The organism is Pseudomonas sp. 58 R 12 (genome assembly GCF_900005865.1).
Taxonomy (GTDB): domain Bacteria; phylum Pseudomonadota; class Gammaproteobacteria; order Pseudomonadales; family Pseudomonadaceae; genus Aquipseudomonas; species Aquipseudomonas tritici.
In genome coordinates this window covers 475,851-500,178 of sequence record NZ_CVTP01000028.1, presented here as the reverse complement: position 1 = coordinate 500,178, position 24,328 = coordinate 475,851, and the positions used below count along the sequence as shown (strand labels likewise).

Here is a 24,328-nt window from a genome sequence, read left to right as displayed (position 1 = left end):
AAGGTTGCAATAGTAGCTCATCCCGCGCTAGATTCGGCTATGTAGTTGCAATTGCAATTACATTGACGGCACTCCCACAAAGAGCCCGCCACTTGAATTCCGCCTACCCTGGAGCTCCACATGACCCCGAACAACGCAGTCAGACGCGACGACGATCCACAGGAAACCCGCGAGTGGCTGGAGTCCATCGAATCGGTGTTGTCCACCGAAGGCCGACCGCGCGCGCACTACTTGATCGATCAGTTGCTGGATTTCGACGTGGCGCGGCATGGCGACTTCTATGGGCGGGTGACCACCCCCTACGTCAACACCATCCCGGTGGACCGCCAACTGCCCTACCCTGGCAACCTGGCCATCGAACGCCGGACCAATGCGTTTATTCGCTGGAACGCCATGGCGATGGTATTGCGTGCAGGCAAACACTCCGGCGTTGGTGGGCATATTGCGACCTATGCGTCAGCTGCTGTGCTGTATGACGTAGGCTTCGATCACTTCTTCCGTGGGCGCACCGATACCTTTGACGGCGACCTGGTGTACATCCAGGGCCACTCCTCCCCTGGCATTTACGGCCGCGCCTACCTGGAAGGCCGCATCAGCGAAGCGCAACTCGACAACTTCCGCCGCGAGGCCGGTGGCGAGGGCATTTCGTCCTATCCGCACCCACGGCTGATGCCGGACTTCTGGCAATTCCCCACCGTGTCCATGGGCCTCGGCCCGATCACCGCCGCTTACCAGGCGCGCTTTATGCGCTATCTGGAATTGCGCGGCCTCAAGCAGCACCAAGGGCGCAAAGTCTGGGCCTTCCTCGGTGATGGCGAAATGGACCAGCCGGAATCCCTGGCCGCCATCTCCCTGGCGGGTCGCGAGAAACTCGACAACCTGATCTTCGTGGTCAACTGCAACCTGCAACGCCTGGACGGCCCCGTGCGCGGCAACGCCAAGGTGATCCAGGAGTTCGAAAGCCTGTACCGCGCCGCTGGCTGGAACGTGATCAAAGTGATCTGGGGCGGTGGCTGGGACGCGCTGCTGGAAAAAGATCAAAGCGGCCTGCTGCGCCAGCGCATGATGGAATGCGTGGACGGCGACTATCAGAACTACAAGTCCCAGAACGGCGCTTATGTGCGCGAACATTTCTTCGGCAAATATCCGGAATTGCTGGCGTTGGTTGCGGACATGTCCGACGACGATATCTGGAAACTTTCACGGGGCGGGCATGACCCGGACAAGGTCTACAACGCCTACGCCGCCGCCGTGCGCCACAACGGCCGACCTACCGTGATCCTGGCGAAAACCGTCAAGGGCTTTGGCATGGGCGAAGCTGGCGAAGGCCAGAACATCAACCACCAACTCAAGAAAATGGGCGCCGACGCTGTAAGAGCCTTCCGCGACCGCTTCGGCCTGGAAGTGGCCGACGACCAACTCGCCGAAATCCCATACATCAAGCCTGCCGCGGATAGCGAAGAAGCCCGCTACTTCGCTGCACGCCGCCAGGCCCTCGGCGGCTACGTACCGGCGCGACACAGTGCGGTCGAATCGTTGCAAATCCCTGAACTGAGCGCCTTTGCCACCCAGCTTAAAGACACCGGCGAACGCGCGATCTCCACTACCATGGCCTTCGTGCGCATCCTTGGCACCCTGCTCAAGGACCCGCACCTGGGCAAACTGATCGTGCCCATCGTGCCAGATGAATCGCGCACCTTCGGCATGGAAAGCCTGTTCCGTCAGATCGGTATCCATTCCGCCGTCGGCCAGCTCTATACCCCACAGGACGCCGGGCAACTGAGCTACTACAAGGAGAGCAAGGACGGACAGATCATGCAGGAAGGCCTGAATGAATCCGGCGCCATTTCCTCATGGATCGCGGCGAGTACGTCCTACAGCAACCACGGCCTGATGACCGTTCCGTTCTATATTTTCTACTCCATGTTCGGCTTCCAGCGCGTCGGTGACCTTGCCTGGGCGGCAGGCGATGCAAGGGCGCGCGGCTTCCTGCTCGGCGCCACGGCCGGCCGCACCACGCTGATGGGCGAAGGCTTGCAACATGACGATGGGCACAGCCATATCCTGTCGTCGGTGATTCCGTGCTGTGTGTCTTACGACCCGACGTTTGCCTACGAGCTGGCGGTGATCATTCGCGAAGGCATGCGGCGGATGTATGTCGACCAAGAGGACATTTACTACTACATCACCCTGCTCAACGAAAACTACCCGCACCCGGCGATGCCTGATGGCGTGGAAGATGGAATTCTCAAGGGTATGTACCGACTGAATGCCAGCGAGCAGGCCCAGGTGCAACTGATGGGCAGTGGCTCAATCCTGCGGGAAGTCATGGCGGCGGCTGAATTGCTGGAGAAAGACTTTGGCGTGCAAAGCAACGTGTGGAGCGCAACCAGCCTTACCGAATTGCGTCGCGATGGCCATGAGGCCGAGCGCTGGAACCTGCTGCACCCGGAGAGCGAGCCACGGCCAAGTTATGTGGAGCAATGCCTGGCCGGTGAAACGGGACCCGTGGTGGTGGCGACGGACTACATGAAGCTATTCGCCGATCAGATCCGCCCTTTCGTGCCTGGCCGGCGCTTTGTGGCACTGGGTACGGATGGCTTCGGGCAATCGGATACCCGAGAAACCCTGCGGGCATTTTTCGAAGTGGACCGGCACTTCATCGTGCTGGCGGCCTTGAAGGCGCTGGCGGATGACGGTGTGATCGGTCGCGATAAAGTCAGTGAGGCAATCAGCCGCTACGGGATCAACGTCGACAAGACGAACCCCGTAGCGGTCTGAGTTACTGTGCAGGCGTCGGCAGGGGCGGAATCGCTTCGGTCGGCGCAGGCAACTCCGGGTTGGTGGCAGCCGGTGCAGGCTCTGCTTGCGGGGCAATCGGCGCGGCCTCGGCAGGCGGCGTGACGGGTTGTGAAGCGGCAGGCGCGTCCTTCGGCGGCTCGACCTTCTCGGCAGCCGGGGCGGCTTTAGGTTCCGGCACCCCCAGGTCAGCCTTCGGCTTCTCAGGGATATTCTCGGCCTTCTTCACCTCTTGCGGCAGGAACACATCCACCAGCGCAAAGTAACGATCATAGAACTTCGGCGCGGACACGGTCTCACTGGCCACCTTCACCATCGAGTCATCGGTAGAGCCGATTGGCATCGACACGGACCCCAGCACACCCACCCCCACACTCGCGGAGTTGTTGACCTTCTTCAGCGCGTAGCGATCCTGCAAGGCGTTGGCAAACATCGTTGAATGGTTGGTGCCTTTGCCATCATCGGCACACACCACGTTGAAGCTGATCTGCAGGTGGCTCTCGCCCGTCTGCTGAAAGCTCTTGTTACCCACGACCACTTTCGAATCGTTACTGGTGATGATGTAGCCCTGGCTCAGCAGGGCACGCCGCGCAGCTTCGCACGCGGCGACATCACTGACCGGGTAATCCCGTGAAAACGTGCCGGAGTCGTCGAAGCTCTCATGTTCATAGATAGCGGTCTTGGGTGACGAGCAGCCCGCGGCGCCCGCCAACACCAGCGCCACCCCAAGGCCACGCAAGTAAAATGATGTCGACATTGAAAATCCCGAGGAAAACAGTCAGGGCCGTATTGTGCAACAGAACGAGGCCTTGGCGCGCGCATTCCTGTCGGTAAAACGTCACAGCCCTATGAGACGCCACCTGTAGGAAAAAGCCCGGCGCACATGTGATCAACAAATACGCGCAATTTAACCGACGCATGGCGACTTGATGGCCACAACATCCAGAAACTGCCCCGGTGTTCAAGGTAGTCATCCAGTACCCTTTGCAGGCGCCCCTCGCGCACAGCGCGGTTGACCATATAGTCCGGCAGGCAAGCGATACCCAACCCTTCGTGCACCACATGGTTGAGGGACTCGATGGTGGTACTGACCAGAGGCGCGCGTAAAAAGGGTTCCGAGGCGCCGGGGGCGATGCGCAGCGGCCAAGGTTCCAGTTTGCCTGTGGTACAGAACTTGTGGCGCAGGCAGGCATGCTCGCTCAACTGCTGCGGCTCTTTCGGCGTGCCATGCTGGCGAAAATAAGCCGGTGTACCGACCAGCACCAATTGGTAATGCCCCAGATGACGGGCCATCAGGCGCGAATCTTCCGGTTTGCCAGTGCGAATAACCGCGTCGAAACCTTCCTCGATCACGTCCACCATGCGGTCGGAAAAATCCACATCCAGCTCGATATCCGGGTAGGCCCGCATAAAATCGCTGAGCACCGGCATCAACAAACCGCGCACTTGCGGCACGCTGATGCGCAGCTTGCCCCGAGGCGTGGCGCTGGCTTCGGTCAGCTCGCGCTCAGCGGCCTCGACTTCGGCAAGGATACGCCGCGAACGCTCAAGGAACAGCGCGCCCTCGCTGGTCAAGGTGATGCTGCGGGTGCTGCGGTGAAACAGCCGCACACCCAAGCGCTCTTCCATCCGCGCGATGCTTTTGCCTACGGCCGAAGACGACACCCCCAGCGCACGCCCGGCGGCGGTGAAACTGCGAGTCTCCGCCACCTGCACGAATACCGAGAGTCTGCCAAGACTGTCCATGATGGGCCTTTGAAGATTGCGGACACTAAGGTCCGATAAGTTCGGAACCTTAGCCTGTTTTTCCGCCGACCACAGCCCCCTACTCTGCGTGCTCGACCTTTTGCATGGACAGAGCGCGATGACCTCCCTCACCGATTCCCCCGTCACAACCCGGCCTGAAACACTGCCGATGGCAGGCTTGCTGGCCCTGGCCAGTGCCGGCTTTATCACCATCCTCACCGAAGCCATGCCTGCCGGGCTCCTGCCGCAGATGGGCGAAGGCCTGGGCGTTTCGCCCGCGCTGGTTGGCCAATTGGTTACGCTTTACGCCCTGGGGTCACTGCTGGCGGCCATCCCGTTGACGCTGTTGACGCGAGGCTGGCGACGGCGGCCCTTGTTGCTGGTGGCCATTGGTGGCTTTGCGCTGGTCAACAGCGTGACCGCCCTTTCCAGCCACTATGGGCTGACCTTGGTGGCGCGCTTCTTCGCCGGCGTATTCGCCGGGCTGCTCTGGGCGTTACTGGCGGGTTATGCCAGCAGAATGGTTGCGCCACATCTGCAGGGCCGGGCGATTGCGGTGGCAATGCTGGGCGCCCCGTTGGCGCTGTCATTGGGTGTACCCGCCGGCACCTTTCTGGGCGCCGCGGTTGGCTGGCGCCTGAGTTTTGCGATCATGACCGGGCTGACCCTGGTGCTACTGATCTGGGCGCGCTGGCAGCTTCCGGATTTTGCCGGCGAACGCGGCGGAAAACGTTTGGGGCTGCATCAAGTGCTGACATTGCCGGGCATTCGTCCGGTGCTGTGGGTGACCTTCACCTACGTGCTGGCCCATAACATTCTCTATACCTATATCGCCCCGCTGTTGGTACCGGCGGGAATTGTTGCGGATATCGACCGGCTGCTGCTGGTGTTCGGCCTCGCCGCATTATTGAGCATCTGGCTGGCCGGCGTATTGATTGATCGGTGGTTGCGCGCACTGTTGCTGATCAGTTGCGCGCTGTTTGGCCTGATCGCCTTTGCGCTGGCGTTCTGGATTGACCTGCCAGCGGTCATCTACACCGCCGTCGCGCTATGGGGCCTGGCCTTCGGCGGACTGCCCGCGCTCCTGCAAACAGCGCTGGCCAAGTCGGCAGGCGAGTCGGCGGATGCCGCGCAGTCGATGCTGGTGACCGTTTGGAACCTGGGCATCGCGGGCGGCGGTTTGGCAGGCGGCGTGTTGCTCCAGGGGTGGGGTGTCGGCGCATTTCCGTGGGCGGTTGTGCTGCTGATGCTGCTGGCCCTGGCCGGCGCTCTACAGGCTGCGCCCCAACAACTGGCCCGGCCATCCCTCCAGGTCGAACGTTGAAATGCGCTCATAGCCACAGGACTCATAAAACCGCACCAGGTCGCCGGTCCCACCGCCGTAGCAGTCCACACGCAAACGCCTCACTCCCGCAGCACGGGCACGGTCGTCGGCGAAGGCCATGAGGCGCCGACCGATACCCCGTACACGCTGATCCCGCGCAGCGATCAGCAGCCGCACATAGACCTCCGGCTCTGTCGCTGCGGGCACATAAGCCATGGGCTCGCCCAACACAAGTGCGGCCAGGACCCGGACGCCGCGTTCCTCTACCACCCACGCACCCGGCATCGCGCAGGCATCGGTTACTTGCGCAACCCGCCGCGGCGAGGCCGACCAAGGCTCGGTTCCCCATTGACCGTTATTGCCGATGGACACGAACCAGGCAATCACTTCGTCGAACACCTGCAAAACCGCCGGGGCATCCGCCACACTGGCCCGGCGGATCACCACCCCCTCACTTCCTTGATCGAACACGCTGAAAACTCCTTGGTCCGCGACAGTGAATGCCCAGTCTAGCGCACATAAAAAAACCCCCGGACTTTTCAGGCCGGGGGCTTCTTGTTCAAACCGACATCAGTACTTCTTGATGTCAGCCTTGGTTTCCAACTGCTTGCGGTACGCCGCGAAGTCCTGCTGCCCGACACGGGAAGCGAGGAAGCGGCGGTATTGCGCCTTTTCTTCATCCGTTGGTGCAGCGGCTTCGTTGACGCCGTTCAAGCGCACGATCACCAGGCTGCCGTCAGCCAGGGTCACGGTGGCGAAGGTCGGCTTGTCCTTGGCCGCAGGCTTGGGCATGCGGAACAGGGCTTGCAACACCGCAGGGTCGATCGCTTCCTGGCTACGGGTAGCCGCTTCAGTGACCTTCCAGGCCTGGCCGTCGACCGGCTGGTTCAGCGGGGTCTTGCCATCACGCAGGCTGGCGATCAATTCGTCAGCGTGAGTCTTGGCAGCCGCGCTGGCGCGCTCCTTGGCCATCTGCGTACGAATCGCGGCATTGACGCTTTCCAGCGGCAGTTGCGCAGGCTTCAGATGCTCCTTGGCACGCAGCACGATGATGGTTTCCGGGTCCAGCTCGATGGCGGCGCTGTTGGCACCCTCATCCAACACTTCCGGGCTGAAGGCAGCGGTGACCACGGCACGGTTGGCTGCAACACCTTCGCCACCTTCACGGCCAAACGGCGCGGAGGTATGCACGGTCAGCTTCAGGTCGGATGCCGGCTGGGCCAGGTCGGACGCTTCAAATGCCGCATCTTCCAATTGCTTGGTCGCTTCGACAAAACGCTGCTCGACTTGCTGCGCCTTGAGCTCTTTGGTCAACTTGTCTTTCAGGCTGGCAAACGTTGGCACTTGCGGTGCCTCAACGCCCAACAGCTTGATCAAGTGCCAACCGAAGGTGCTGCGCACTGGCGCCGAGACCTGGTCCTTGTTCAACGCGTACAACGCGGTTTCAAACTCCGGGTCGTAGACGCCTGGGCCGGCAAAGCCCAGATCGCCGCCACTGTTGGCCGAACCTGGATCCTGGGAGAACTCCTTGGCCAGGGCTTCGAACTTCTCCCCCTTGGCCAGGCGGGCCTGGATTTCTTCGATCTTGGCCTTGGCTTGCGCGTCGGTGACCTTGTCGTTGACTTCAATCAGGATGTGCGCCGCACGACGCTGTTCAGCGAGGTTGGCGGTTTCTTTCTGATAGGCAGCCTGCAGCTCATCGTCCTTGACGCTGACCTGGTCGAAGAAGGACGACTTCTTCAGTTCCAGGTAGTCGATAACCACTTGATCAGGGGTCATGAACTCTTTGGCGTGCTGATCGTAGTAAGCCTTGACCTCGTCGTCGGTGAGTTTCACCGCGGCAGGGTTGGCCTTGATGTTGACGGTGGCGAAGTCGCGGGTCTGTTTTTCCAGACGGGCGAATGCCAGCACTTCGGCGTCGGTGACGAAACCACTGCCGGCGATACCTGCGCGAACCTGACCGATGAGCATTTCCTGGGTCAGCATCTGACGGAATTGCATACGGCTGTAGCCCAGTTGACGAATCACCTGGTCAAAGCGTTCGGCGCTGAACTTGCCGTCCACCTGGAACTCCGGCGTCTGCAGGATCACCTGGTCCAGCGCAGCTTCAGAGAAGCCAAACTTGGAATCGGCCGCACCTTGCAGCAGCAGCTTGCGATCGATCAGACCCTTGAGGGCCGCCTCGCGCAGCAGTTTTTCGTCCAGCAGCGAAGCATCGAAATCCTTGCCCAGCTGTTGCATCAGCTGGCGACGTTGCATGTCGACGGCTTGGCTCAGCTCGGTCTGGGTGATCTCTTCACCGTTGACCTTGGCCACGTCCTGTTTACTGTTACCCGAAGCCTGGAAAATGGCTTCGATACCGGTGAACGCCATCAATGCGACGATGATCCCGATAATGGTCTTGGCAATCCAGCCTTGTGAATTGTCCCTGATATTTTGCAGCATGCGTCCCCCAGAAACGGTTGAACTTCAAAAATAGGCAACCGTGGAGCGTGGGTAGAGTCCGGATAGAAGAAAGGCGCATCCGAGGATGCGCCTTCTCGTAACTGGCGGAGCGGACGGGGGTTTGAACCCACACCCCCGGCGTAGCGACCCAATGGATACGTAGGTCAACTGCCGCTCCGCTGCCAGGCCAGACCTGCGTCCGACCCGGGTAGGTAAGGCTTGAGCGAAGCTTAGTTAACGGCTTCTTTCAGGGCTTTACCGGCTTTGAAACCTGGTTTCTTGGCAGCAGCGATTTGCAGTGCTTTGCCAGTCTGTGGGTTACGGCCAGTGCGAGCTGGGCGGTCAGTCACAGAGAAAGTACCGAAGCCTACCAGGACCACGGAGTCGCCGGCCTTCAGAGCGCCAGTGACGGATTCGATTACTGCATCCAGCGCACGGCCAGCAGCAGCTTTCGGGATATCAGCGGATGCAGCGATAGCATCAATCAGTTCCGACTTGTTCACTCTAAGTCCCCTTATATTTCTATTGAGTATGATTCTAAGTTTTTTGGTAAAAACAAAAGCCAGTGCTGAATGGCCTACAGACACTTAAGAGCCGCTTTATAACAAGGGCTCTAAAAAGCTGTCAAGGAAGCCACCCGGCTTAATCGCATTAATGCGTGCTAATTCTTTCCTTGGAATCTGACTCGCGTTTTTCATCCTTCGCGACAATCTCCGGAGCCACATCCGGCAAGGGCTCCGGCGCGTATTGCAGCGCAATTTGCAGGACCTCGTCAATCCATTTAACCGGTTTAATCTGAAGATCCTGCTTGATATTGTCAGGAATTTCTTTCAAGTCGCGAACATTCTCTTCAGGAATGATCACGGTCTTGATGCCACCCCGGTGTGCGGCGAGCAATTTCTCCTTCAGACCACCGATAGCCAGTACTTGACCACGCAGGGTAATTTCCCCGGTCATAGCGACATCGGCACGCACCGGAATGCCAGTCAATGCCGACACCAGGGCCGTGCACATCCCTACGCCTGCGCTAGGGCCGTCCTTCGGGGTCGCCCCTTCCGGCATGTGGATGTGCGTGTCGTGCTTCTCATGGAAGTCCAGGGGGATCCCCAGGCTCTTGGCGCGGCTGCGCACCACGGTCTGCGCGGCAGTGATGGACTCGACCATCACGTCACCCAGGGAACCGGTCTTGATCAGTTGGCCTTTGCCCGGGATCACCGCAGCTTCGATGGTCAGCAACTCGCCGCCCACTTGGGTCCACGCCAGGCCAGTGACCTGCCCTACCTGATCCTGTTGCTCGGCCAGGCCGTAACTGAATTTACGCACGCCCAGGAAATGCTCCAGGGAGTCGGCGGTGACCTTCACCGAGAAGCGTTTTTCCAGCGCATGTTCCTTGACCGCTTTGCGGCAGATTTTCGCGATCTGGCGCTCCAGGCCCCGTACACCGGCCTCGCGGGTGTAATAACGCACGATGTCGCGGATCGTTTCGAGCTCGAACTCGATCTCGCCCTTCTTCAGGCCGTTGGCCGAAATCTGCTTGGGCGCGAGGTATTTGACCGCGATGTTGATCTTCTCGTCTTCGGTGTAGCCCGGCAGACGAATCACTTCCATCCGGTCCAGCAACGCTGGCGGGATGTTCATGGAGTTGGAGGTGCACAGGAACATTACGTCGGACAGGTCGTAATCGACTTCCAGGTAATGGTCGTTGAAATTGTGGTTCTGTTCCGGGTCGAGCACTTCGAGCAGGGCCGATGCCGGATCGCCACGCATGTCGCTGCCCATTTTGTCGATTTCATCGAGCAGGAACAGCGGGTTGCGCACACCCACTTTCGTCATCTTTTGAATCAATCTTCCTGGCATCGAACCGATGTAAGTCCGGCGATGACCACGAATTTCCGCTTCATCGCGCACACCGCCGAGGGCCATGCGCACGAATTTACGGTTGGTGGCATTGGCAATCGACTCAGCCAGGGAGGTTTTACCCACGCCAGGCGGCCCCACCAGGCACAACACCGGCCCACGAATTTTCTTCACGCGCTTTTGCACGGCGAGGTATTCGAGGATGCGTTCTTTGACTTCTTCGAGGCCGTAGTGATCGGCGTCTAGGATATCCTCAGCGCGAGCCAGGTCCAGGCGTACTTTGGTCTGGGCCTTCCACGGCACCTGCACCAGCCAGTCGATGTAGGAGCGCACCACGGTGGCTTCAGCCGACATCGGCGACATTTGCTTGAGCTTGTTCAGCTCGGCGTTGGCCTTGGTCAGGGCGTCTTTCGGCAGGCCGGCGGCATCGATGCGCTTTTTCAGCTCTTCGATTTCGTTGTGGCCTTCCTCGCTGTCGCCGAGTTCTTTCTGGATGGCCTTCATCTGCTCATTCAGGTAGTACTCGCGCTGGCTGCGCTCCATTTGTTTCTTCACACGGCCACGGATGCGTTTCTCAACCTGCAACAGGTCGATTTCGCCATCCAGCAGCGCTAGCACATGCTCAACACGGGCCGACAGGTCGATGATTTCGAGGATGTCTTGCTTCTGCTCGATTTTCAGCGCCATGTGCGCGGCCATGGTGTCGACCAGGCGGCTTGGCTCATCAATGCTGTTGAGGGAAGACAGGACTTCAGCCGGGACTTTCTTGCCCAACTGCACATACTGCTCGAATTGCGAGAGCAGGCTGCGTACAAAAACTTCCGACTCACGCTCAGGGGCTTCGACTTCGTCGATCAGCGCGACTTCGGCGCGCAGGTGGCCGTCCACCTCCATGAAGCGTTCGACCGCACCCCGTTGCTCACCTTCCACCAGCACCTTGACAGTGCCATCAGGCAGCTTGAGCAATTGCAGCACGGTAGCAATGGTGCCCACGCGATACAGGGCATCTTCGCCTGGATCATCATCAGCAGGATTTCTCTGGGCCAACAGCAGGATCTGCTTGTCGCCCGTCATCGCGGCCTCGAGGGCTTCGATAGACTTCTCGCGCCCCACGAACAGCGGGATAACCATGTGCGGATAGACGACGACATCACGCAACGGCAGGAGAGGCAATTCAATGGTTGTCTTCATGATTTCGCCTCTATGACAGTTGAAAAATAAACTTGAAACCAAGATGGGGGCTGCATGCAAAAAAAACAAGCTTATTGCCAGCAGTTAAACGCAGTAAACGCTTTGGAGTAAAAACGCTGTAAAAACAAAGGGGCCCCTGGAGGCCCCTTGTTTATACCGAAACTGCGAAACGCTTACGCGTCGGGCGCAGCCTTGGCAGCCGGCTCACTGTTTTCGTAGATATACAGTGGCTTGGACTTGCCTTCTATAACGCTTTCGTCGATCACCACTTTACTCACCTCGGACTGCGAGGGGATTTCGTACATGGTGTCGAGCAACACGCCTTCCAGAATCGAACGCAGGCCACGTGCACCGGTCTTGCGCTCCAGTGCCCGCTTGGCCACTGATTTGAGTGCGTCGGTACGGAACTCGAGGTCTACACCTTCCATCTCGAACAGCTTGGCGTATTGCTTGGTCAGGGCGTTTTTCGGCTCGGTGAGGATCTGAATCAGAGCAGCCTCATCCAATTCGTCCAACGTGGCCAGGACGGGCAGACGGCCAACGAATTCCGGGATCAGACCGAACTTGACCAGATCGTCAGGCTCGACTTCACGCAGGGACTCGCCCACCTTCTTGCCTTCTTCCTTGCTGCGCACTTCTGCACCGAAACCAATGCCGCCCCGGGTGGAACGTTGCTGGATAACTTTTTCCAGCCCGGAGAACGCACCGCCACAGATGAACAGGATGTTGCGCGTATCAACCTGAAGGAATTCCTGCTGCGGGTGCTTGCGGCCGCCTTGTGGCGGTACGGAAGCAACCGTGCCTTCGATCAGTTTCAACAGGGCTTGCTGCACGCCTTCACCGGAAACATCCCGAGTGATCGACGGGTTGTCAGACTTGCGCGAAATCTTATCGATTTCGTCGATGTAGACAATACCCATCTGGGCTTTCTCTACGTCGTAGTCGCACTTCTGCAGCAGCTTCTGAATGATGTTCTCGACGTCTTCACCCACGTATCCAGCCTCGGTGAGGGTGGTGGCGTCGGCGATAGTGAACGGAACGTTGAGCAGACGAGCGAGGGTTTCTGCAAGCAGGGTTTTACCCGAGCCTGTAGGACCGATCAGCAAGATGTTGCTCTTGCCGAGTTCGACTTCGTCGCCTTTCTTGTCACGCTGGTTCAAGCGCTTGTAGTGGTTGTATACCGCTACGGCCAAAACCTTCTTTGCACGCTCTTGACCAATCACGTATTGATCAAGGATGCCGCTGATTTCTTTAGGCGAAGGCAATTTATGCGCGCTGCTTTCGGCCTGGGCTTCCTGCACCTCCTCACGGATGATGTCATTGCACAGGTCGACGCACTCGTCGCAGATAAAGACCGAGGGGCCGGCAATCAATTTGCGTACTTCATGCTGGCTTTTGCCACAGAAGGAGCAATAGAGCAGCTTGCCGTTGTCCTCGCCGTTGCGGGTGTCAGTCATTCGTTCGATCCAAATCCGATAGGCTTGCAACACAAGATGAAGGCTTATGCGGGCTTTTTCAAGCCCGCCAGTGGTCGGACATGCCGACCGGCCCTATTTTGAGCGGCTTATATTAAGCGGGGCGCTTGTCGATCACGGCGTCGATCAGCCCGTAGTCACGCGCGGCCTCGGCACTCATGAAGTTGTCGCGGTTGGTATCGCGCTCGATTTCTTCCAGGGTGTGCCCGCTGTGCTTGGCCATCAACGTATTGAGACGCTCGCGAATGAACAGGATTTCCTTGGCGTGGATTTCGATGTCCGACGCCTGGCCCTGGAAACCGCCCAGTGGCTGGTGAATCATCACGCGCGAGTTAGGCAGGCAATAACGCTTGCCTTCGGCACCCGCAGTCAGCAGGAACGCGCCCATGCTGCAAGCCTGGCCAATGCAAGTGGTGGATACGTTCGGCTTGATGAATTGCATGGTGTCGTAGATCGACATGCCCGCAGTCACCGAACCGCCCGGTGAGTTGATGTAGAGATGGATGTCCTTGTCCGGGTTTTCCGCTTCAAGGAACAGCAGCTGCGCACAGATCAGGTTGGCCATGTAGTCCTCTACCGGGCCCACCAGAAAAATCACTCGCTCCTTGAGCAGGCGCGAGTAGATGTCGTAGGCGCGTTCGCCACGAGCGGACTGCTCGACAACCATCGGGACCAGGCCGCCAGCGGCCTGGATATCAGAGTTCTGCTGAATATAGGAATTACGGAACATGCTCTGCAGTTACTCCCAAATAGTCATGTCTTGAAAACGCATAAGCCAGCGCGAGGCTGGCTTATGGTTGAATTTCCAACGAGTTGGACAATCAGTCGGCTTGTGGTGCTTCCGCCGGTTTGACTGCTTCTTCGTAAGAGACCGCTTTATCGGTCACCTTAGCCTTCTGCAGAACAGTATCCACAACTTGTTCTTCCAGCACAACCGAACGTACTTCGTTCAGTTGCTGGTCGTTCTTGTAGTACCAAGCCACAACCTGCTCAGGCTCCTGGTAGGCCGAAGCCATTTCCTGGATCATTTCGCGAACGCGGTCTTCGTCAGGCTTGAGGTCGAACTGCTTGACCACTTCTGCCACGATCAGACCCAGGACGACGCGGCGCTTGGCTTGCTCTTCGAACAGCTCGGCCGGCAGTTGATCAGGCTTGATGTTGCCACCAAATTGCTGAACAGCTTGTACGCGCAGGCGATCCACTTCGTTGGACAGCAGTGCCTTAGGCACTTCGATCGGGTTGGCAGCCAGCAGACCGTCCATGACCTGGTTCTTGACCTTGGATTTGATGGCCTGACGCAGCTCGCGCTCCATGTTCTTGCGAACTTCGGTGCGGAAGCCTTCGATGCCGGTTTCCTTGATACCGAATTGAGCGAAGAACTCTTCGTTCAGCTCAGGCAGCTTAGGCTCGGAAACGCTGTTGACGGTCACGGTGAACTCGGCGGCTTTGCCAGCCAGGTCCAGGTTCTGGTAGTCAGCAGGGAATTCCAGGTTCAGAACACGCTCTTCGCCGGCTTTGGCGCCAACCAGGCCGTCTTCAAAGCCAGGGATCATGCGGTTGGAACCCAGCACCAGCTGAGTACCCTTGGCGGAGCCGCCAGCGAAGACTTCGCCGTCAACCTTGCCAACGAAATCGATGTTCAACTGGTCTTCGTTCTGGGCAGCACGCTCGGCTACTTCAAAACGGGTGTTCTGCTTGCGCAGGATTTCCAGCATGTTGTCCAGGTCCGAATCAGCCACTTCGGCGCTCAGGCGCTCGATAGCAATACCGTCGAAACCGGCCACTTCGAATTCTGGGAACACTTCGAATACGGCAACGTATTCCAGGTCCTTGCCCGCTTCGAGGGACTTAGGCTCGATCGACGGCGAACCTGCTGGGTTCAGCTTTTGCTCAACCACTGCTTCGTAGAAAGAAGCCTGGATTACGTCACCAACAGCTTCCTGGCGCGCATCAGCACCAAAACGGCGCTTGATTTCGCTCATTGGCACTTTGCCTGGACGGAAACCAGCGATCTTGGCCTTTTGGGCAGTCTGCTGCAGACGCTTGTTGACCGCAGTCTCAATACGCTCTGCCGGAACGGTGATGCTCAGGCGGCGCTCGAGAGCAGTAGTATTTTCAACAGAAACTTGCATGGATATTCCTCGTTGCACAGACGTTAGCCGGCCATTTCCGACCCCAATCAAGGGCATGCATTCTAGTGGGTCAAACTCAAGAAGTCACCCTACTGAAAATACGCCCGAAAACAGCCGGCAATTTATCGGTACGAAGGCACTGACGCACCTCGCACCGGTGACAAATACAGCCAAGTACGCCAGGGCTCCGCGCCGCCTCTTCTATAAATAGAAGAAGTCGTCTGCACCCCCTTGGCGGCCAACCCCTCAAACAGGGCCAGCAGGCAGTGCGGCATCATCGAGATACATAAATACGACGAAACGCCCTGCCGTTGCGACCCACTACCTGCAGCCGCCGAATATTCGTACCGCTGAAACCAAAAAAGGCGCCAGACTGTTAAATCTGGCGCCTTTCGAATATGGGGTGGACGAAGGGGATCGAACCCTCGACAACGGGAGTCACAATCCCGTGCTCTACCAACTGAGCTACGCCCACCATATTGCGTTAACAAAGAAACCAAACCACTTCTTTGTTTAGCCCTGCCCTGCCTTTCGACATGGCCAAGCCTTGTTTGGTGCGGATGAAGAGACTCGAACTCTTACGCCTCGCGGCGCTGGAACCTAAATCCAGTGTGTCTACCAATTCCACCACATCCGCGCTTGTAGCTCTTAAAGCAAAGGCGCCAGACGATTAATCTGGCGCCTTTTCAAAATATGGGGTGGACGAAGGGGATCGAACCCTCGACAACGGGAGTCACAATCCCGTGCTCTACCAACTGAGCTACGCCCACCAACTAGCGCTACTTGTGCCAAAGCTGCCTAATGGCGCACCCGGCAGGACTCGAACCTGCGACCATCCGCTTAGAAGGCGGATGCTCTATCCAGCTGAGCTACGGGCGCCTGATTAATCTGTACTCTTGGAGGATTACAAACTAAGTGCTTCCAGCCTTGCAGAACAACACTCTATTCTGCTCGACCTTCTTAACCAGTGCTAGGCTGTGCCCGACAAGTGCGACGAATAGTATAGAGGGCCTGGAAACCCGTCAAATCTTTTTTGAAAAAAACTGATTTTATTTAAGGGGTTAGGGCAATTTGCAGACCAAGCGCCTTTGCCCTCACGTCATGGCATGCGAGAATGCGCGCACTTTTCTTCCCCCTCTCGATGGTTAATCACGCGTAATGACTGCACAACTTATCGACGGCAAATCAATCGCCGCCAGCCTGCGCCAGCAGATCGCCAAACGCGTCTCCGAGCGTGGCCAGCAAGGCCTGCGCACGCCTGGCCTCGCGGTGATCCTGGTCGGCAGCGATCCTGCGTCCCAGGTTTATGTCTCGCACAAGCGTAAAGACTGTGAAGAGGTCGGCTTTATTTCCAAGGCCTACGACTTACCTTCCGAGACCACCCAGCAGGCGCTTACCGACCTGATCGACGGTCTCAACGACGACCCGAAGATCGATGGCATCCTGCTCCAACTGCCTTTGCCCGAGCACTTGGACGCGTCCAAATTGCTGGAGCGCATCCGCCCGGACAAGGACGTCGACGGCTTCCACCCTTATAACGTCGGCCGCCTGGCCCAGCGTATCCCGCTGCTGCGCCCGTGCACGCCGAAAGGCATCATGACCCTGCTGGAAAGCACCGGTGTCGACCTGTATGGCCTTGATGCCGTGGTTGTCGGCGCGTCCAACATCGTCGGCCGCCCGATGGCCATGGAACTGCTGCTGGCCGGCTGCACCGTGACCGTCACCCACCGCTTCACCAAAGACCTCGCCGGCCACGTTGGCCGCGCCGATCTGGTCGTTGTCGCCGCCGGTAAGCCGGGCCTGGTCAAGGGTGAGTGGATCAAGCAAGGCGCCATCGTCATCGACGTGGGCATCAACCGCCAGGAAGACGGCAAACTGGTGGGGGACGTGGTGTACGAAACCGCCCTGCCCCGCGCCGGCTGGATTACTCCAGTACCGGGTGGAGTTGGCCCGATGACGCGTGCCTGCCTATTGGAAAACACCTTGTACGCCGCAGAAACCCTGCACGATTAATAACCAGGTGTACTGAAAAAGCCCTGTCTTATCGCAGGGCTTTTTATTGCCCGCAAAAAACTCTTTTTTCTTAGTTTTTAGGAACTTTCATCTGGCTTTAGAAGAACATTCGACAGTTTCTGATCCATACTCCTAATATTAATTTTGTGTTTTCCAGAGTTTTACAAAGTAGCAAGGCCCAGCAAATACAGGGCCTTTCCTACTTTGGGATACACACCATTCGATAGCGGAACGCGGTCAGTGGTACAAAAATTGGTACGAGATCCACCCCTCCCACGGCGTCCTGCCGACCGAACACAACTGCCCAAAGAACCGACTGCTAAGCTCTTCACTCCGCCAGAGGAACGCCGATGCCAAACTCAGACCTACTCCCCTCCCTTCTATCCAAGCTCTACGAAAACCAGCTGGCCCTTGAGGCTTCCATCATGGAGCTATCGAACTGGGTTGAGCAGCGTGGCTCCGCTGAGGTCGCAGAAAATATTCGGGGTGCGCTGCATACCATCGACGACAACGAAGAGTTCATCAAGCTGACACTGGCCGTGCTCATGTCTCCTGACGGATAGCCTCCCGTCGCCTCAAATCGCACACCGGACAAACCTCTATTACTGTATGCACATACAGTATTTGAGTTAATCCACTATGAATATCGACGAAGACACCTCCGCGTGGCTTGGCTGCCCCACACCCCTCGAAATGTACCAACACCAGTGCGCCCTGCTTGAGGACGAGCTCATCGAGACTGAATCGATGCTCAGAAAGGCGCGGGCCAACATCGCAGGCCTGGTGCAGATGAATGACCTGCTCGCCACCGGAAAGGCATCAGCAGAGGCGGCTCTCAGAGAAGCCATCGAGCGCGGTTCAGCCGTGAGCAATCAGGCGCCTGACAATGTGAGCTTCCGTCCCATAGATCTGGTTACCGGCCAGCGCGACCACTTACTGAGAGAGAACCAGCGACTGCTGATGGAGCTGAAAAATCTAAAAGAGCCTTCAACCTAGCTCGTCTGCGTATACAGTCAGAGCTCTATCTGACAAGTCGATCCAACCGGCCGCGTCAATCAGTCCATGCGACCTCAAAACGTTCGCAGCGGACATGCTCGTGTCGTACCGCTCTTGAGGGGATAGAGATCCGGTCGCTGCCCGAATGCTCGGCGGAGTTGATCCCTCTAATGCATTGCCTTGCCCATTACTGATCGTCATGACGAATGCTCTGGCCCAGTGTCTACCCTGTAGATACTGACCGAATCCTGGGGGTTCACCACCCCCGACGAGCGGAGACGACCATGTGCGGAAGATTGACGCAGTACCGCGGCATCCATGACTTTGTTGCAGCGCTGAGCATGCCTAATGCTCTGGCCAACTCTGTAGGCGATCAACCGATCGAGCGCTACAACGTCGCGCCGACAATGCAGGTTGCGCTGCTTCACCTGCAGGGCGAATTACTGCACGCCGACCAGGTAAGGTGGGGATGGCGGCCGCACTGGGCAAAGGATCGTGCCGCGCCGATCAATGCCCGTGTCGAGAAGGTTGCCCACGGCCCTTTCTTCCGGGCGATCTGGCCGCATCGTGTAATCACACCCATAGACAATTGGTTTGAATGGGTGGACGAAGGCGGCCCGAAGAAACAACCGTATTTGATCCGTCGGCGGGACGGCGCGCCAGTGCTGTGCGCGGCCATTGGCCAACTGCCAGACGCGGACGAAGGACCTGGGGAGCATGACGGCTTTGTGATCATCACCGCCGACAGCGCCGGCGGCATGGTGGACATCCACGACCGTCGGCCCGTAGTGCTGACGCCGGAGTTGGCTCGGGAATGGTTGGACCCGGCTACGCCCCAAGAGCGCGCCGAGCAGATGGTGCTGCATCAGTGCGAACCGACCGAAGCCTTCGAATGGTTCAAGGTCGATACCGCTGTGGGCAATGTGCGGAACCAGGGGCCCAAGCTGATACAGCCGGCCCCTTAGAACAGCCCGCCTAAGTCGGAGGGCTTCCAATTCATAATCACGAGCTCGCCGCTGACCTCGGCCTTTCCCTGACGCTGATTGGTGGTGCTGTACCGAATGTCCAGCGTTTCGAAGTGGAACCCTTCAAAAACCCGCCGGATATCAGGGTGGTCGTTGATGCTCACCATCACCTTGCCTTTACAGCGGCGCATGAAGTCGGCCATCCGCTCATAGTTTTCAAAGGGGAAGTCCACGCCATATCCGACAGTCTGCCAGTAAGGCGGGTCCATGTAATGGAAGGTGTGCGGTCGATCGTATCGTTCAGCGCATTCAAGCCATCCCAAGTTCTCGACATAGGTGCCGGACAGCCGTTGCCAAGCTGCAGACAGATTCTCCTCGATCCGCAATAGGTTAATGGCTGGGCCAGTTGTTGCTGTACCGAAGGTCTGTCCACTCACCTTGCCGGCGAAGGCATGGTGTTGCAGGTAGAAAAACCTAGCAGCTCGCTGGATGTCGGTGAGCGTTTCCGGCCTGGTCATCTTATGCCACTCAAATACTTGCCTAGAACTGAGCGCCCATTTGAACTGGCGCACGAACTCCTCCAGATGGTTTTGCACCACCCGATAGAGCGTAACCAGGTCGCCATTGATGTCGTTGAGAACTTCAACGGGGGCCGCCTGGGGCCGCATAAAGTAAAGGGCGGCGCCGCCAGCGAAGACCTCGACATAGCACTCATGTGGAGGGAAGAGAGGGATCAAGCGATCGGCCAAGCGGCGCTTGCCACCCATCCATGGAACGATTGGGGTTGTCATTTTTGCAATCCTTTGCAAGTGAGGTTTTCATTGAGATCATTCTAATTTTTAGCGGCCGCGATTTTAGGTCAGCGGGCAATTTCCCTGACGTACGTTTGACATGCCCGCAACGCGATCAATCCTTGGTCGCCGTCGTCGGTAATGCCGATAATTCTTTGAGCATGCGCTGGGTCAAGTTGGGCTCGACGGGCTGCATGAACCACGCCGACGGCGCCGGGGGCGGAAGGCACGTTGCAGCCATCGGCTGGATCCTCGGCAAGGAGGACTGACAGGCGCACATCAGCAGTGGCAAGGCGATCGCGCAAAAGAGCCTGGCTGCGTTGGGCATCGGATAATTCCTTGGTGTGTTGTTGGTCCTGGGCGGCGAGCTTCCGCTCTGTAGCCAGGCGTTTGTCCTGCTCGGTGCGGGCCTGGGCGGCAGCAGCAGCTCCGATGGCAGCGAGGTCTGCCTGGTGCAGGCCTGCCTGCTCGGAAAGCTGTTTGCCCATGCGCCAGTCCTGAACCTGCCAGGTCACGCCCGCGGCGCTGGCCATCAGCACCAGGATCAGCAGCACCAGCCCGGCCAGCTTCTGCAAAGGCGTCATGCCAGCACCTTCTTCGCCCGCTCCCACAGTTGCAAGCGATCTTCTAGGCCGTTGAGTCCACCGTTAATGCGGCGGGTGATCTTCGGGAAATCACCCTGATCCGCCAGCGTGTTCAGGCCTTTCGTGGACCAGAACCAGGCCGCCGACATCGCGGCGTATTGCGGCTGCTCCAACAGTGTTGGTTGATTGATCAAGTCCAGGCCCAGCACCTCAACCTCGGCGGAAGACATGGCTTGATGTGCCAAGACATGAAACCGAAGAGCTAAGGCATGGCCGGACAACGCGCAGGTCCAGCGGGACAAGCGCGCGAAAGAGAAGACACTACTCGACAGTATCGGCACCGAAAAGCAAACACTGATCATCTCGAAAGCTCCCGCTGACGCTCTTCAGATTTTCAGCGAGCGCCAAAACTTCGAGGAATGGCAAGAGACGGTGTCCAAGTTTCTGGTCAACCCTGCAAAGCACTGATTAAAGTAACTATACCTTTTTCTAACATGTCGCAACATGAGTTCGCCATCAGTTAAATTCAGTGCCGACAGCTTGCAAAACTTAAATAACAACGTGCTTTACAAGTAGAGTTTATCCAACAAGAGAAACTTAACTAATTTGCAGCACTAGGCAACTGACGACTTACGTGCGATAGAAATTTTTTCTTGAAGCGCCCCGAGATACTCGTTAATTTCAGTGATCCACTTAACCACTAGCTCAACCGGCTCAGCGTTATACTCAGACAACAAAAGACACTCATGAAACTTTTTCAGCCATTTCCTATGTGCCCTCTCTAATCTATCAGCACAAGCACTGATTTCAGAAGACTCGGATTTTGTTAGAAATAAAGATGCCACAGCTAGATCCAATTTAAATTTATTCAACGCACCCCACAAACTCTCGTTATCAACGATTTTTTTGCTGCTCGATCTTATAGGAGAAGGAGTTTTGAACTTTTCCTCCATGCATTGAGACGTCATTGCAACAATATAATGTGAAAATATTAGCAACCCTACGGCCGAATCATTAAGTATATTAATCGATTTAAATTTTTCGGAATATTTAAACTGAGCTTTCCAGGCACTAAGCGCGAATATTGCTACGATTGCAGCTACCGTGGTCGCTATGTAACTTACACACTCAAGCCCATCTTTAATGTTCCCATAAGTACCAAATGCCGGACGCCAAACCACACCGACTGAAAAAAAACCAACTGAAAAAACCGCAAGAAGAACAACATCGCTTCGTTTCATATTCTGCTCTACGTTTTTGCCCAATACCCAGCAGACCACAAATACCCTATATCAACGAATCACGCCAGCTGACGAGGATCCCCTATGTGCGCACAACAGATTGACGAAAAGAAGCTCGAGCGCGCAATCCGCAAGATCAAACACTGCCTTGCACTGGCGCAGAGCGCAAACGAGAACGAGGCAGCCACTGCGCTCAGGCAGGCTCAGGCACTGATGCGGGAGTACCGGCTGACCGAAATGGATGTGAAATTGAGCGATGTCGGTGAAGTTGAGTCCGCCCTCTTCCGCACCAAGCGGCGACCAGCGTGGGATCAGCAGCTCAGCATCGCTGTAGCAGAAGCATTCAACTGCACAACCCTACGGCGCAGGACGTGGAGTTCTGCGAAAGGCCAGGTCATTGAGTGCGCAACATTCGTCGGAGTGTCTCCCGCCCAGAACATCGCCCTTTACGCGTACGAGGCGCTGCACACCAAGCTCACCCAGGCCCGGAAGGCCTACTGCTCAGCGGTCAGATCAGGAGTTCATCGTAGTCAGTATTCGGCAGAAACTGCCGGCGATCACTTTGCACTAGCGTGGGTTTGGGAGGTTCAGTCGAAGCTGAAAGCGCTTGTACCTCAAGCCGATGCTGATCCGCTCAGCCAGCCTGGCACCGGCCAGAACCTCATCGCGATTCAGGCGCAAGACAAGGCGTTGATCAGCCAATACCTTGCCACCCAAGACATTAGAGAGTCGCGGAAAAGCAAGGGCGTCGAGTTGGATATGAACGCCCAAATCGCCGGCATGCTCGCCGGGAGCAAGGTCGAGCTGCACGCTGGCATTGCACGCGGCGGCGAAGACATTCCTGCCCTATCCACTACCGCCTGTACTCACCACCATCAATGAACCGGCCCGTATCGATAAGGATCCCGCACGCTCATAGCAATTGAAAGGCTGATACTTAGTCCGATCTAGGCTCAGAGGCTACCCAGGTGAAATAAGAACGTTATCCAAATGCTGATGGTTCAAACAAAGCTTTAAAAAACTCTTGATTCTGCCGATCCGGCAGGTGCTTCAGAAGCCCATATTTCTCACAAAGACTTTTCAATCCTTTACCTTCTGGAGTCAAGCAGTACATCATTATGCATTCTGATTCATGCAAACTAAAGGTCGCGGCAACGATACTGGCATACGTCTTTTTGATGACTGAATCTGGGGTATCAAAGCCTTTAAGCAAAATAGGATTCACGCCAAGATGACTATGACGTAGGGGAACTCCATAATTATCTATATATACAAGAAACTCAAAAAGCGTCCTAAAATACCGCCCAAGGCCTTCCCGCGAACTTTCGTTGAAAGAGTAGACGCGCTCCAAAATATCAGCTTCTGCTACATCACCGACTCCAACTGTCATTGCCACGCTGTCAATATTAAACCTTGTGGAGTATGACTGGAATGCATCTGCGCCAAAACTATCCGAGCCATGTCTAAAGAACTTAGCCGACTCTGCGTTTTTGGTATGAAGATCTAACAGCCCGAAAAACACAGTCTCAAAGCTTTGACGCTCAATTAGTTTACTTTGCTTTTCGAAAATTTCTGTCTGCTGTGTCTGAGTAATTTGTGATGCTCTGGCCTCCGCTCTTGCGGCTCTGAGCTCAGACGCCTGAGATCTTAGGCTGAGCACAACTGCGAGCAAAGCTATGAAACTCAGGATTGGATTTAAAACTCCGCCAACAAAGTCTCCAATTTGCCCCCAATAAGTAGCCGAACCCGAATTAATCACTTTTAAAAATGGAATATCCACACCAAATTGAAAGTGAGAAACAACAAGTGAAGAAACAATGACTATGGGTAATAGAGCCAACATTACAAGCCAAGTGCCACTTAAATTTGAATCACCCTTTTCAATAGAGTTTTCATCATCCACTCTGACAACTCCTTTTGGATTTTTCTGTAAGCGCAAATCGTATCAAAAACTCCGAACTTTAGCCGCCCCGGCGTGACCCCGCATAGGACACCCGAAGCCCACAGAAAACCTATAAGCCTGCTTCTGCAATCAGCCTAGCACCGACTTTACGCCCAGCAACCTGCGCCAGGCCACGGTCAACATAGGTTCGGTCACCCGCAACAACCTGCACCACCACTTCGCCACCACGCTTTACTTCGACATTGATACGCCAGGTCTCCCGGCCTTCCTCGTCCTTGTCGCACTCCATGTAGTTCCAAACCTGAAAGCCTTCGATCTCATCGTAAATATCGTGCTTTGTCATGGTCCAGCCCATTTAGAGGAAGGGGCCATCGTAGCACCACACACCGGGCATGGCCCGGCAAGGACTCCCCATGCCTACAGAAAACAAAACCATCGGTCAGCAGCGCCTGGACCGGATCATCGATGCAAACGAATTCCTCAGGGTGATCGCCAACTGCGGCCGGTGCTTCTTTCGTAACAAGGGCGCCGGGCACGATGCATACCTAGCTCTCAATGGTCGCCGCAATATCGTCTGGCTGTTCGATGACTACACCGGGGCCCGTATCAACGTGATGAGGGAGGGCTCATGGGATGGCTTCTCGCACGGCGGCACCCTGAAGAGCCTAGTCGGGTCTATCGGTGCGTTCGTACTCACAGGAAAGCCGATGCGCTACGGGTATTTCCAGCACGTGATGGATAACGGTTTCGAGAATCCTTGGGGCTATGGCGACGATATCTTGATTGTTCGCGATGAAGGTGTGCGCCTGGGCTTGATCCGAAAGCCGGACGAGCAAAAGGAGGCAGCCTGAAACGTATTTACCCAG

22 protein-coding genes, 4 tRNA genes and 1 pseudogene are annotated in these 24,328 nt (G+C 56.9%); 8 read left to right on the top strand and 19 right to left on the bottom strand.

What is annotated here, in order from left to right:
* Positions 1-120 precede the first annotated feature (120 nt).
* Positions 121-2,781 (top strand): pyruvate dehydrogenase (acetyl-transferring), homodimeric type, encoded by a 2,661-nt coding sequence (gene aceE, locus BFP95_RS26690; protein WP_065876009.1) that lies wholly within the window; start codon positions 121-123, stop codon positions 2,779-2,781.
* A 1-nt stretch (position 2,782) separates the two neighbouring features.
* Here the strand turns inward: aceE and BFP95_RS26685 are convergent, their stop codons facing one another.
* The gene (locus BFP95_RS26685) at positions 2,783-3,556 is read right to left on the bottom strand and encodes a DUF2242 domain-containing protein (RefSeq protein WP_065876008.1); all 774 of its coding nucleotides are present in this window, start codon (positions 3,554-3,556) and stop codon (positions 2,783-2,785) included.
* A gap of 89 nt (positions 3,557-3,645) precedes the next feature.
* Entirely contained in the window at positions 3,646-4,545 is a 900-nt protein-coding gene (locus BFP95_RS26680; RefSeq protein ID WP_065876007.1) for a LysR family transcriptional regulator, read from the bottom strand.
* Between the two features lie 118 nt (positions 4,546-4,663).
* Here BFP95_RS26680 and BFP95_RS26675 point away from each other — a divergent pair, with 118 nt between their 5' ends.
* The gene (locus BFP95_RS26675; protein WP_065876006.1) at positions 4,664-5,869 is read left to right on the top strand and encodes an MFS transporter; all 1,206 of its coding nucleotides are present in this window, start codon (positions 4,664-4,666) and stop codon (positions 5,867-5,869) included.
* Here the strand turns inward: BFP95_RS26675 and BFP95_RS26670 are convergent.
* The 11 genes from BFP95_RS26670 to BFP95_RS26620 all read right to left on the bottom strand — a co-directional run bounded on the left by BFP95_RS26670 (position 5,816) and on the right by BFP95_RS26620 (position 15,848).
* Complete coding sequence (locus BFP95_RS26670; RefSeq protein ID WP_065910932.1) at positions 5,816-6,340, bottom strand: GNAT family N-acetyltransferase; 525 nt, start codon at positions 6,338-6,340, stop codon at positions 5,816-5,818. The two genes, BFP95_RS26675 and BFP95_RS26670, sit on opposite strands and share 54 nt — an antisense overlap.
* A gap of 99 nt (positions 6,341-6,439) precedes the next feature.
* The gene (locus BFP95_RS26665) at positions 6,440-8,314 is read right to left on the bottom strand and encodes a SurA N-terminal domain-containing protein (protein WP_065910931.1); all 1,875 of its coding nucleotides are present in this window, start codon (positions 8,312-8,314) and stop codon (positions 6,440-6,442) included.
* Between the two features lie 230 nt (positions 8,315-8,544).
* Positions 8,545-8,817 (bottom strand): HU family DNA-binding protein, encoded by a 273-nt coding sequence (locus BFP95_RS26660; RefSeq protein WP_003174819.1) that lies wholly within the window; start codon positions 8,815-8,817, stop codon positions 8,545-8,547.
* 148 nt (positions 8,818-8,965) lie between these two features.
* On the bottom strand, positions 8,966-11,362 hold the full coding sequence (lon, locus tag BFP95_RS26655) for an endopeptidase La (protein ID WP_065890721.1): 2,397 nt from the start codon (positions 11,360-11,362) through the stop codon (positions 8,966-8,968).
* A 173-nt stretch (positions 11,363-11,535) separates the two neighbouring features.
* A complete protein-coding gene (gene clpX / locus BFP95_RS26650) occupies positions 11,536-12,819 on the bottom strand; it encodes an ATP-dependent Clp protease ATP-binding subunit ClpX (RefSeq protein WP_017136464.1) in 1,284 nt (427 codons plus the stop codon).
* Positions 12,820-12,931: 112 nt separating this feature from the next.
* The gene (gene clpP / locus BFP95_RS26645) at positions 12,932-13,567 is read right to left on the bottom strand and encodes an ATP-dependent Clp endopeptidase proteolytic subunit ClpP (protein ID WP_017848147.1); all 636 of its coding nucleotides are present in this window, start codon (positions 13,565-13,567) and stop codon (positions 12,932-12,934) included.
* 91 nt (positions 13,568-13,658) lie between these two features.
* Positions 13,659-14,969: a trigger factor gene (tig, locus tag BFP95_RS26640; protein ID WP_065876002.1), complete on the bottom strand. Its 1,311-nt coding sequence runs from the start codon at positions 14,967-14,969 to the stop codon at positions 13,659-13,661.
* Between the two features lie 399 nt (positions 14,970-15,368).
* A tRNA-His gene (locus BFP95_RS26635) sits at positions 15,369-15,444 on the bottom strand.
* A 77-nt stretch (positions 15,445-15,521) separates the two neighbouring features.
* Positions 15,522-15,606, bottom strand: a tRNA-Leu gene (locus tag BFP95_RS26630).
* A 57-nt stretch (positions 15,607-15,663) separates the two neighbouring features.
* A tRNA-His gene (locus tag BFP95_RS26625) sits at positions 15,664-15,739 on the bottom strand.
* Between the two features lie 32 nt (positions 15,740-15,771).
* Positions 15,772-15,848, bottom strand: a tRNA-Arg gene (locus BFP95_RS26620).
* Positions 15,849-16,127: 279 nt separating this feature from the next.
* Here BFP95_RS26620 and folD point away from each other — a divergent pair.
* The 4 genes from folD to BFP95_RS26600 all read left to right on the top strand — a co-directional run bounded on the left by folD (position 16,128) and on the right by BFP95_RS26600 (position 18,943).
* Positions 16,128-16,982, top strand: coding sequence for a bifunctional methylenetetrahydrofolate dehydrogenase/methenyltetrahydrofolate cyclohydrolase FolD (gene folD, locus BFP95_RS26615; RefSeq protein WP_065890720.1), 855 nt, complete (start codon positions 16,128-16,130; stop codon positions 16,980-16,982).
* 350 nt (positions 16,983-17,332) lie between these two features.
* The gene (locus tag BFP95_RS26610; protein WP_046035620.1) at positions 17,333-17,545 is read left to right on the top strand and encodes a hypothetical protein; all 213 of its coding nucleotides are present in this window, start codon (positions 17,333-17,335) and stop codon (positions 17,543-17,545) included.
* A 76-nt stretch (positions 17,546-17,621) separates the two neighbouring features.
* Entirely contained in the window at positions 17,622-17,978 is a 357-nt protein-coding gene (locus tag BFP95_RS26605) for a hypothetical protein (RefSeq protein ID WP_065910930.1), read from the top strand.
* Positions 17,979-18,262: 284 nt separating this feature from the next.
* Entirely contained in the window at positions 18,263-18,943 is a 681-nt protein-coding gene (locus BFP95_RS26600) for an SOS response-associated peptidase family protein (protein ID WP_065910929.1), read from the top strand.
* On the opposite strand, the gene BFP95_RS26595 is transcribed toward BFP95_RS26600, so the two are convergent.
* The 4 genes and pseudogenes from BFP95_RS26595 to BFP95_RS29660 form a co-directional block, all read right to left on the bottom strand.
* Positions 18,940-19,734, bottom strand: a complete 795-nt coding sequence (locus BFP95_RS26595) for a DNA adenine methylase (RefSeq protein WP_046035617.1) — start codon at positions 19,732-19,734, stop codon at positions 18,940-18,942. The two genes, BFP95_RS26600 and BFP95_RS26595, sit on opposite strands and share 4 nt — an antisense overlap.
* A gap of 68 nt (positions 19,735-19,802) precedes the next feature.
* Positions 19,803-20,318, bottom strand: a complete 516-nt coding sequence (locus BFP95_RS26590) for a lysis system i-spanin subunit Rz (protein WP_065910928.1) — start codon at positions 20,316-20,318, stop codon at positions 19,803-19,805.
* Positions 20,315-20,530, bottom strand: a pseudogene (locus BFP95_RS26585) (glycoside hydrolase family 19 protein); the annotation flags it as partial. The gene BFP95_RS26590 and the pseudogene BFP95_RS26585, both read right to left, overlap by 4 nt.
* A gap of 402 nt (positions 20,531-20,932) precedes the next feature.
* Positions 20,933-21,559, bottom strand: a complete 627-nt coding sequence (locus tag BFP95_RS29660) for a hypothetical protein (protein ID WP_139115330.1) — start codon at positions 21,557-21,559, stop codon at positions 20,933-20,935.
* Positions 21,560-21,643: 84 nt separating this feature from the next.
* On the opposite strand from BFP95_RS29660, the gene BFP95_RS26575 reads away from it, so the two are divergent.
* Complete coding sequence (locus tag BFP95_RS26575) at positions 21,644-22,441, top strand: DUF2786 domain-containing protein (protein WP_065910926.1); 798 nt, start codon at positions 21,644-21,646, stop codon at positions 22,439-22,441.
* Positions 22,442-22,541: 100 nt separating this feature from the next.
* Here the strand turns inward: BFP95_RS26575 and BFP95_RS26570 are convergent, their stop codons facing one another.
* Together BFP95_RS26570 and BFP95_RS26565 are read right to left on the bottom strand one after the other, a co-directional pair.
* Complete coding sequence (locus BFP95_RS26570) at positions 22,542-23,462, bottom strand: putative phage abortive infection protein (RefSeq protein ID WP_065910925.1); 921 nt, start codon at positions 23,460-23,462, stop codon at positions 22,542-22,544.
* Between the two features lie 109 nt (positions 23,463-23,571).
* Positions 23,572-23,805: a hypothetical protein gene (locus BFP95_RS26565; RefSeq protein ID WP_065911056.1), complete on the bottom strand. Its 234-nt coding sequence runs from the start codon at positions 23,803-23,805 to the stop codon at positions 23,572-23,574.
* Between the two features lie 70 nt (positions 23,806-23,875).
* Between BFP95_RS26565 and BFP95_RS26560 the strand changes: the two genes are divergently transcribed.
* Complete coding sequence (locus BFP95_RS26560) at positions 23,876-24,313, top strand: hypothetical protein (RefSeq protein ID WP_065910924.1); 438 nt, start codon at positions 23,876-23,878, stop codon at positions 24,311-24,313.
* The last annotated feature ends 15 nt before the right edge of the window (positions 24,314-24,328 follow it).

What these genes read in the sequence shown, in the direction of transcription:
- aceE (WP_065876009.1), top strand. Translation starts at nt 121, where the DNA reads ATGACCCCGAACAACGCAGTCAGACGCGACGACGATCCACAGGAAACC.
- BFP95_RS26685 (WP_065876008.1), bottom strand. Translation starts at nt 3,556, where the DNA reads ATGTCGACATCATTTTACTTGCGTGGCCTTGGGGTGGCGCTGGTGTTG.
- BFP95_RS26680 (WP_065876007.1), bottom strand. Translation starts at nt 4,545, where the DNA reads ATGGACAGTCTTGGCAGACTCTCGGTATTCGTGCAGGTGGCGGAGACT.
- BFP95_RS26675 (WP_065876006.1), top strand. Translation starts at nt 4,664, where the DNA reads ATGACCTCCCTCACCGATTCCCCCGTCACAACCCGGCCTGAAACACTG.
- BFP95_RS26665 (WP_065910931.1), bottom strand. Translation starts at nt 8,314, where the DNA reads ATGCTGCAAAATATCAGGGACAATTCACAAGGCTGGATTGCCAAGACC.
- lon (WP_065890721.1), bottom strand. Translation starts at nt 11,362, where the DNA reads ATGAAGACAACCATTGAATTGCCTCTCCTGCCGTTGCGTGATGTCGTC.
- clpX (WP_017136464.1), bottom strand. Translation starts at nt 12,819, where the DNA reads ATGACTGACACCCGCAACGGCGAGGACAACGGCAAGCTGCTCTATTGC.
- clpP (WP_017848147.1), bottom strand. Translation starts at nt 13,567, where the DNA reads ATGTTCCGTAATTCCTATATTCAGCAGAACTCTGATATCCAGGCCGCT.
- tig (WP_065876002.1), bottom strand. Translation starts at nt 14,969, where the DNA reads ATGCAAGTTTCTGTTGAAAATACTACTGCTCTCGAGCGCCGCCTGAGC.
- folD (WP_065890720.1), top strand. Translation starts at nt 16,128, where the DNA reads ATGACTGCACAACTTATCGACGGCAAATCAATCGCCGCCAGCCTGCGC.
- BFP95_RS26610 (WP_046035620.1), top strand. Translation starts at nt 17,333, where the DNA reads ATGCCAAACTCAGACCTACTCCCCTCCCTTCTATCCAAGCTCTACGAA.
- BFP95_RS26605 (WP_065910930.1), top strand. Translation starts at nt 17,622, where the DNA reads ATGAATATCGACGAAGACACCTCCGCGTGGCTTGGCTGCCCCACACCC.
- BFP95_RS26600 (WP_065910929.1), top strand. Translation starts at nt 18,263, where the DNA reads ATGTGCGGAAGATTGACGCAGTACCGCGGCATCCATGACTTTGTTGCA.
- BFP95_RS26595 (WP_046035617.1), bottom strand. Translation starts at nt 19,734, where the DNA reads ATGACAACCCCAATCGTTCCATGGATGGGTGGCAAGCGCCGCTTGGCC.
- BFP95_RS26590 (WP_065910928.1), bottom strand. Translation starts at nt 20,318, where the DNA reads ATGACGCCTTTGCAGAAGCTGGCCGGGCTGGTGCTGCTGATCCTGGTG.
- BFP95_RS29660 (WP_139115330.1), bottom strand. Translation starts at nt 21,559, where the DNA reads ATGAAACGAAGCGATGTTGTTCTTCTTGCGGTTTTTTCAGTTGGTTTT.
- BFP95_RS26575 (WP_065910926.1), top strand. Translation starts at nt 21,644, where the DNA reads ATGTGCGCACAACAGATTGACGAAAAGAAGCTCGAGCGCGCAATCCGC.
- BFP95_RS26565 (WP_065911056.1), bottom strand. Translation starts at nt 23,805, where the DNA reads ATGACAAAGCACGATATTTACGATGAGATCGAAGGCTTTCAGGTTTGG.
- BFP95_RS26560 (WP_065910924.1), top strand. Translation starts at nt 23,876, where the DNA reads ATGCCTACAGAAAACAAAACCATCGGTCAGCAGCGCCTGGACCGGATC.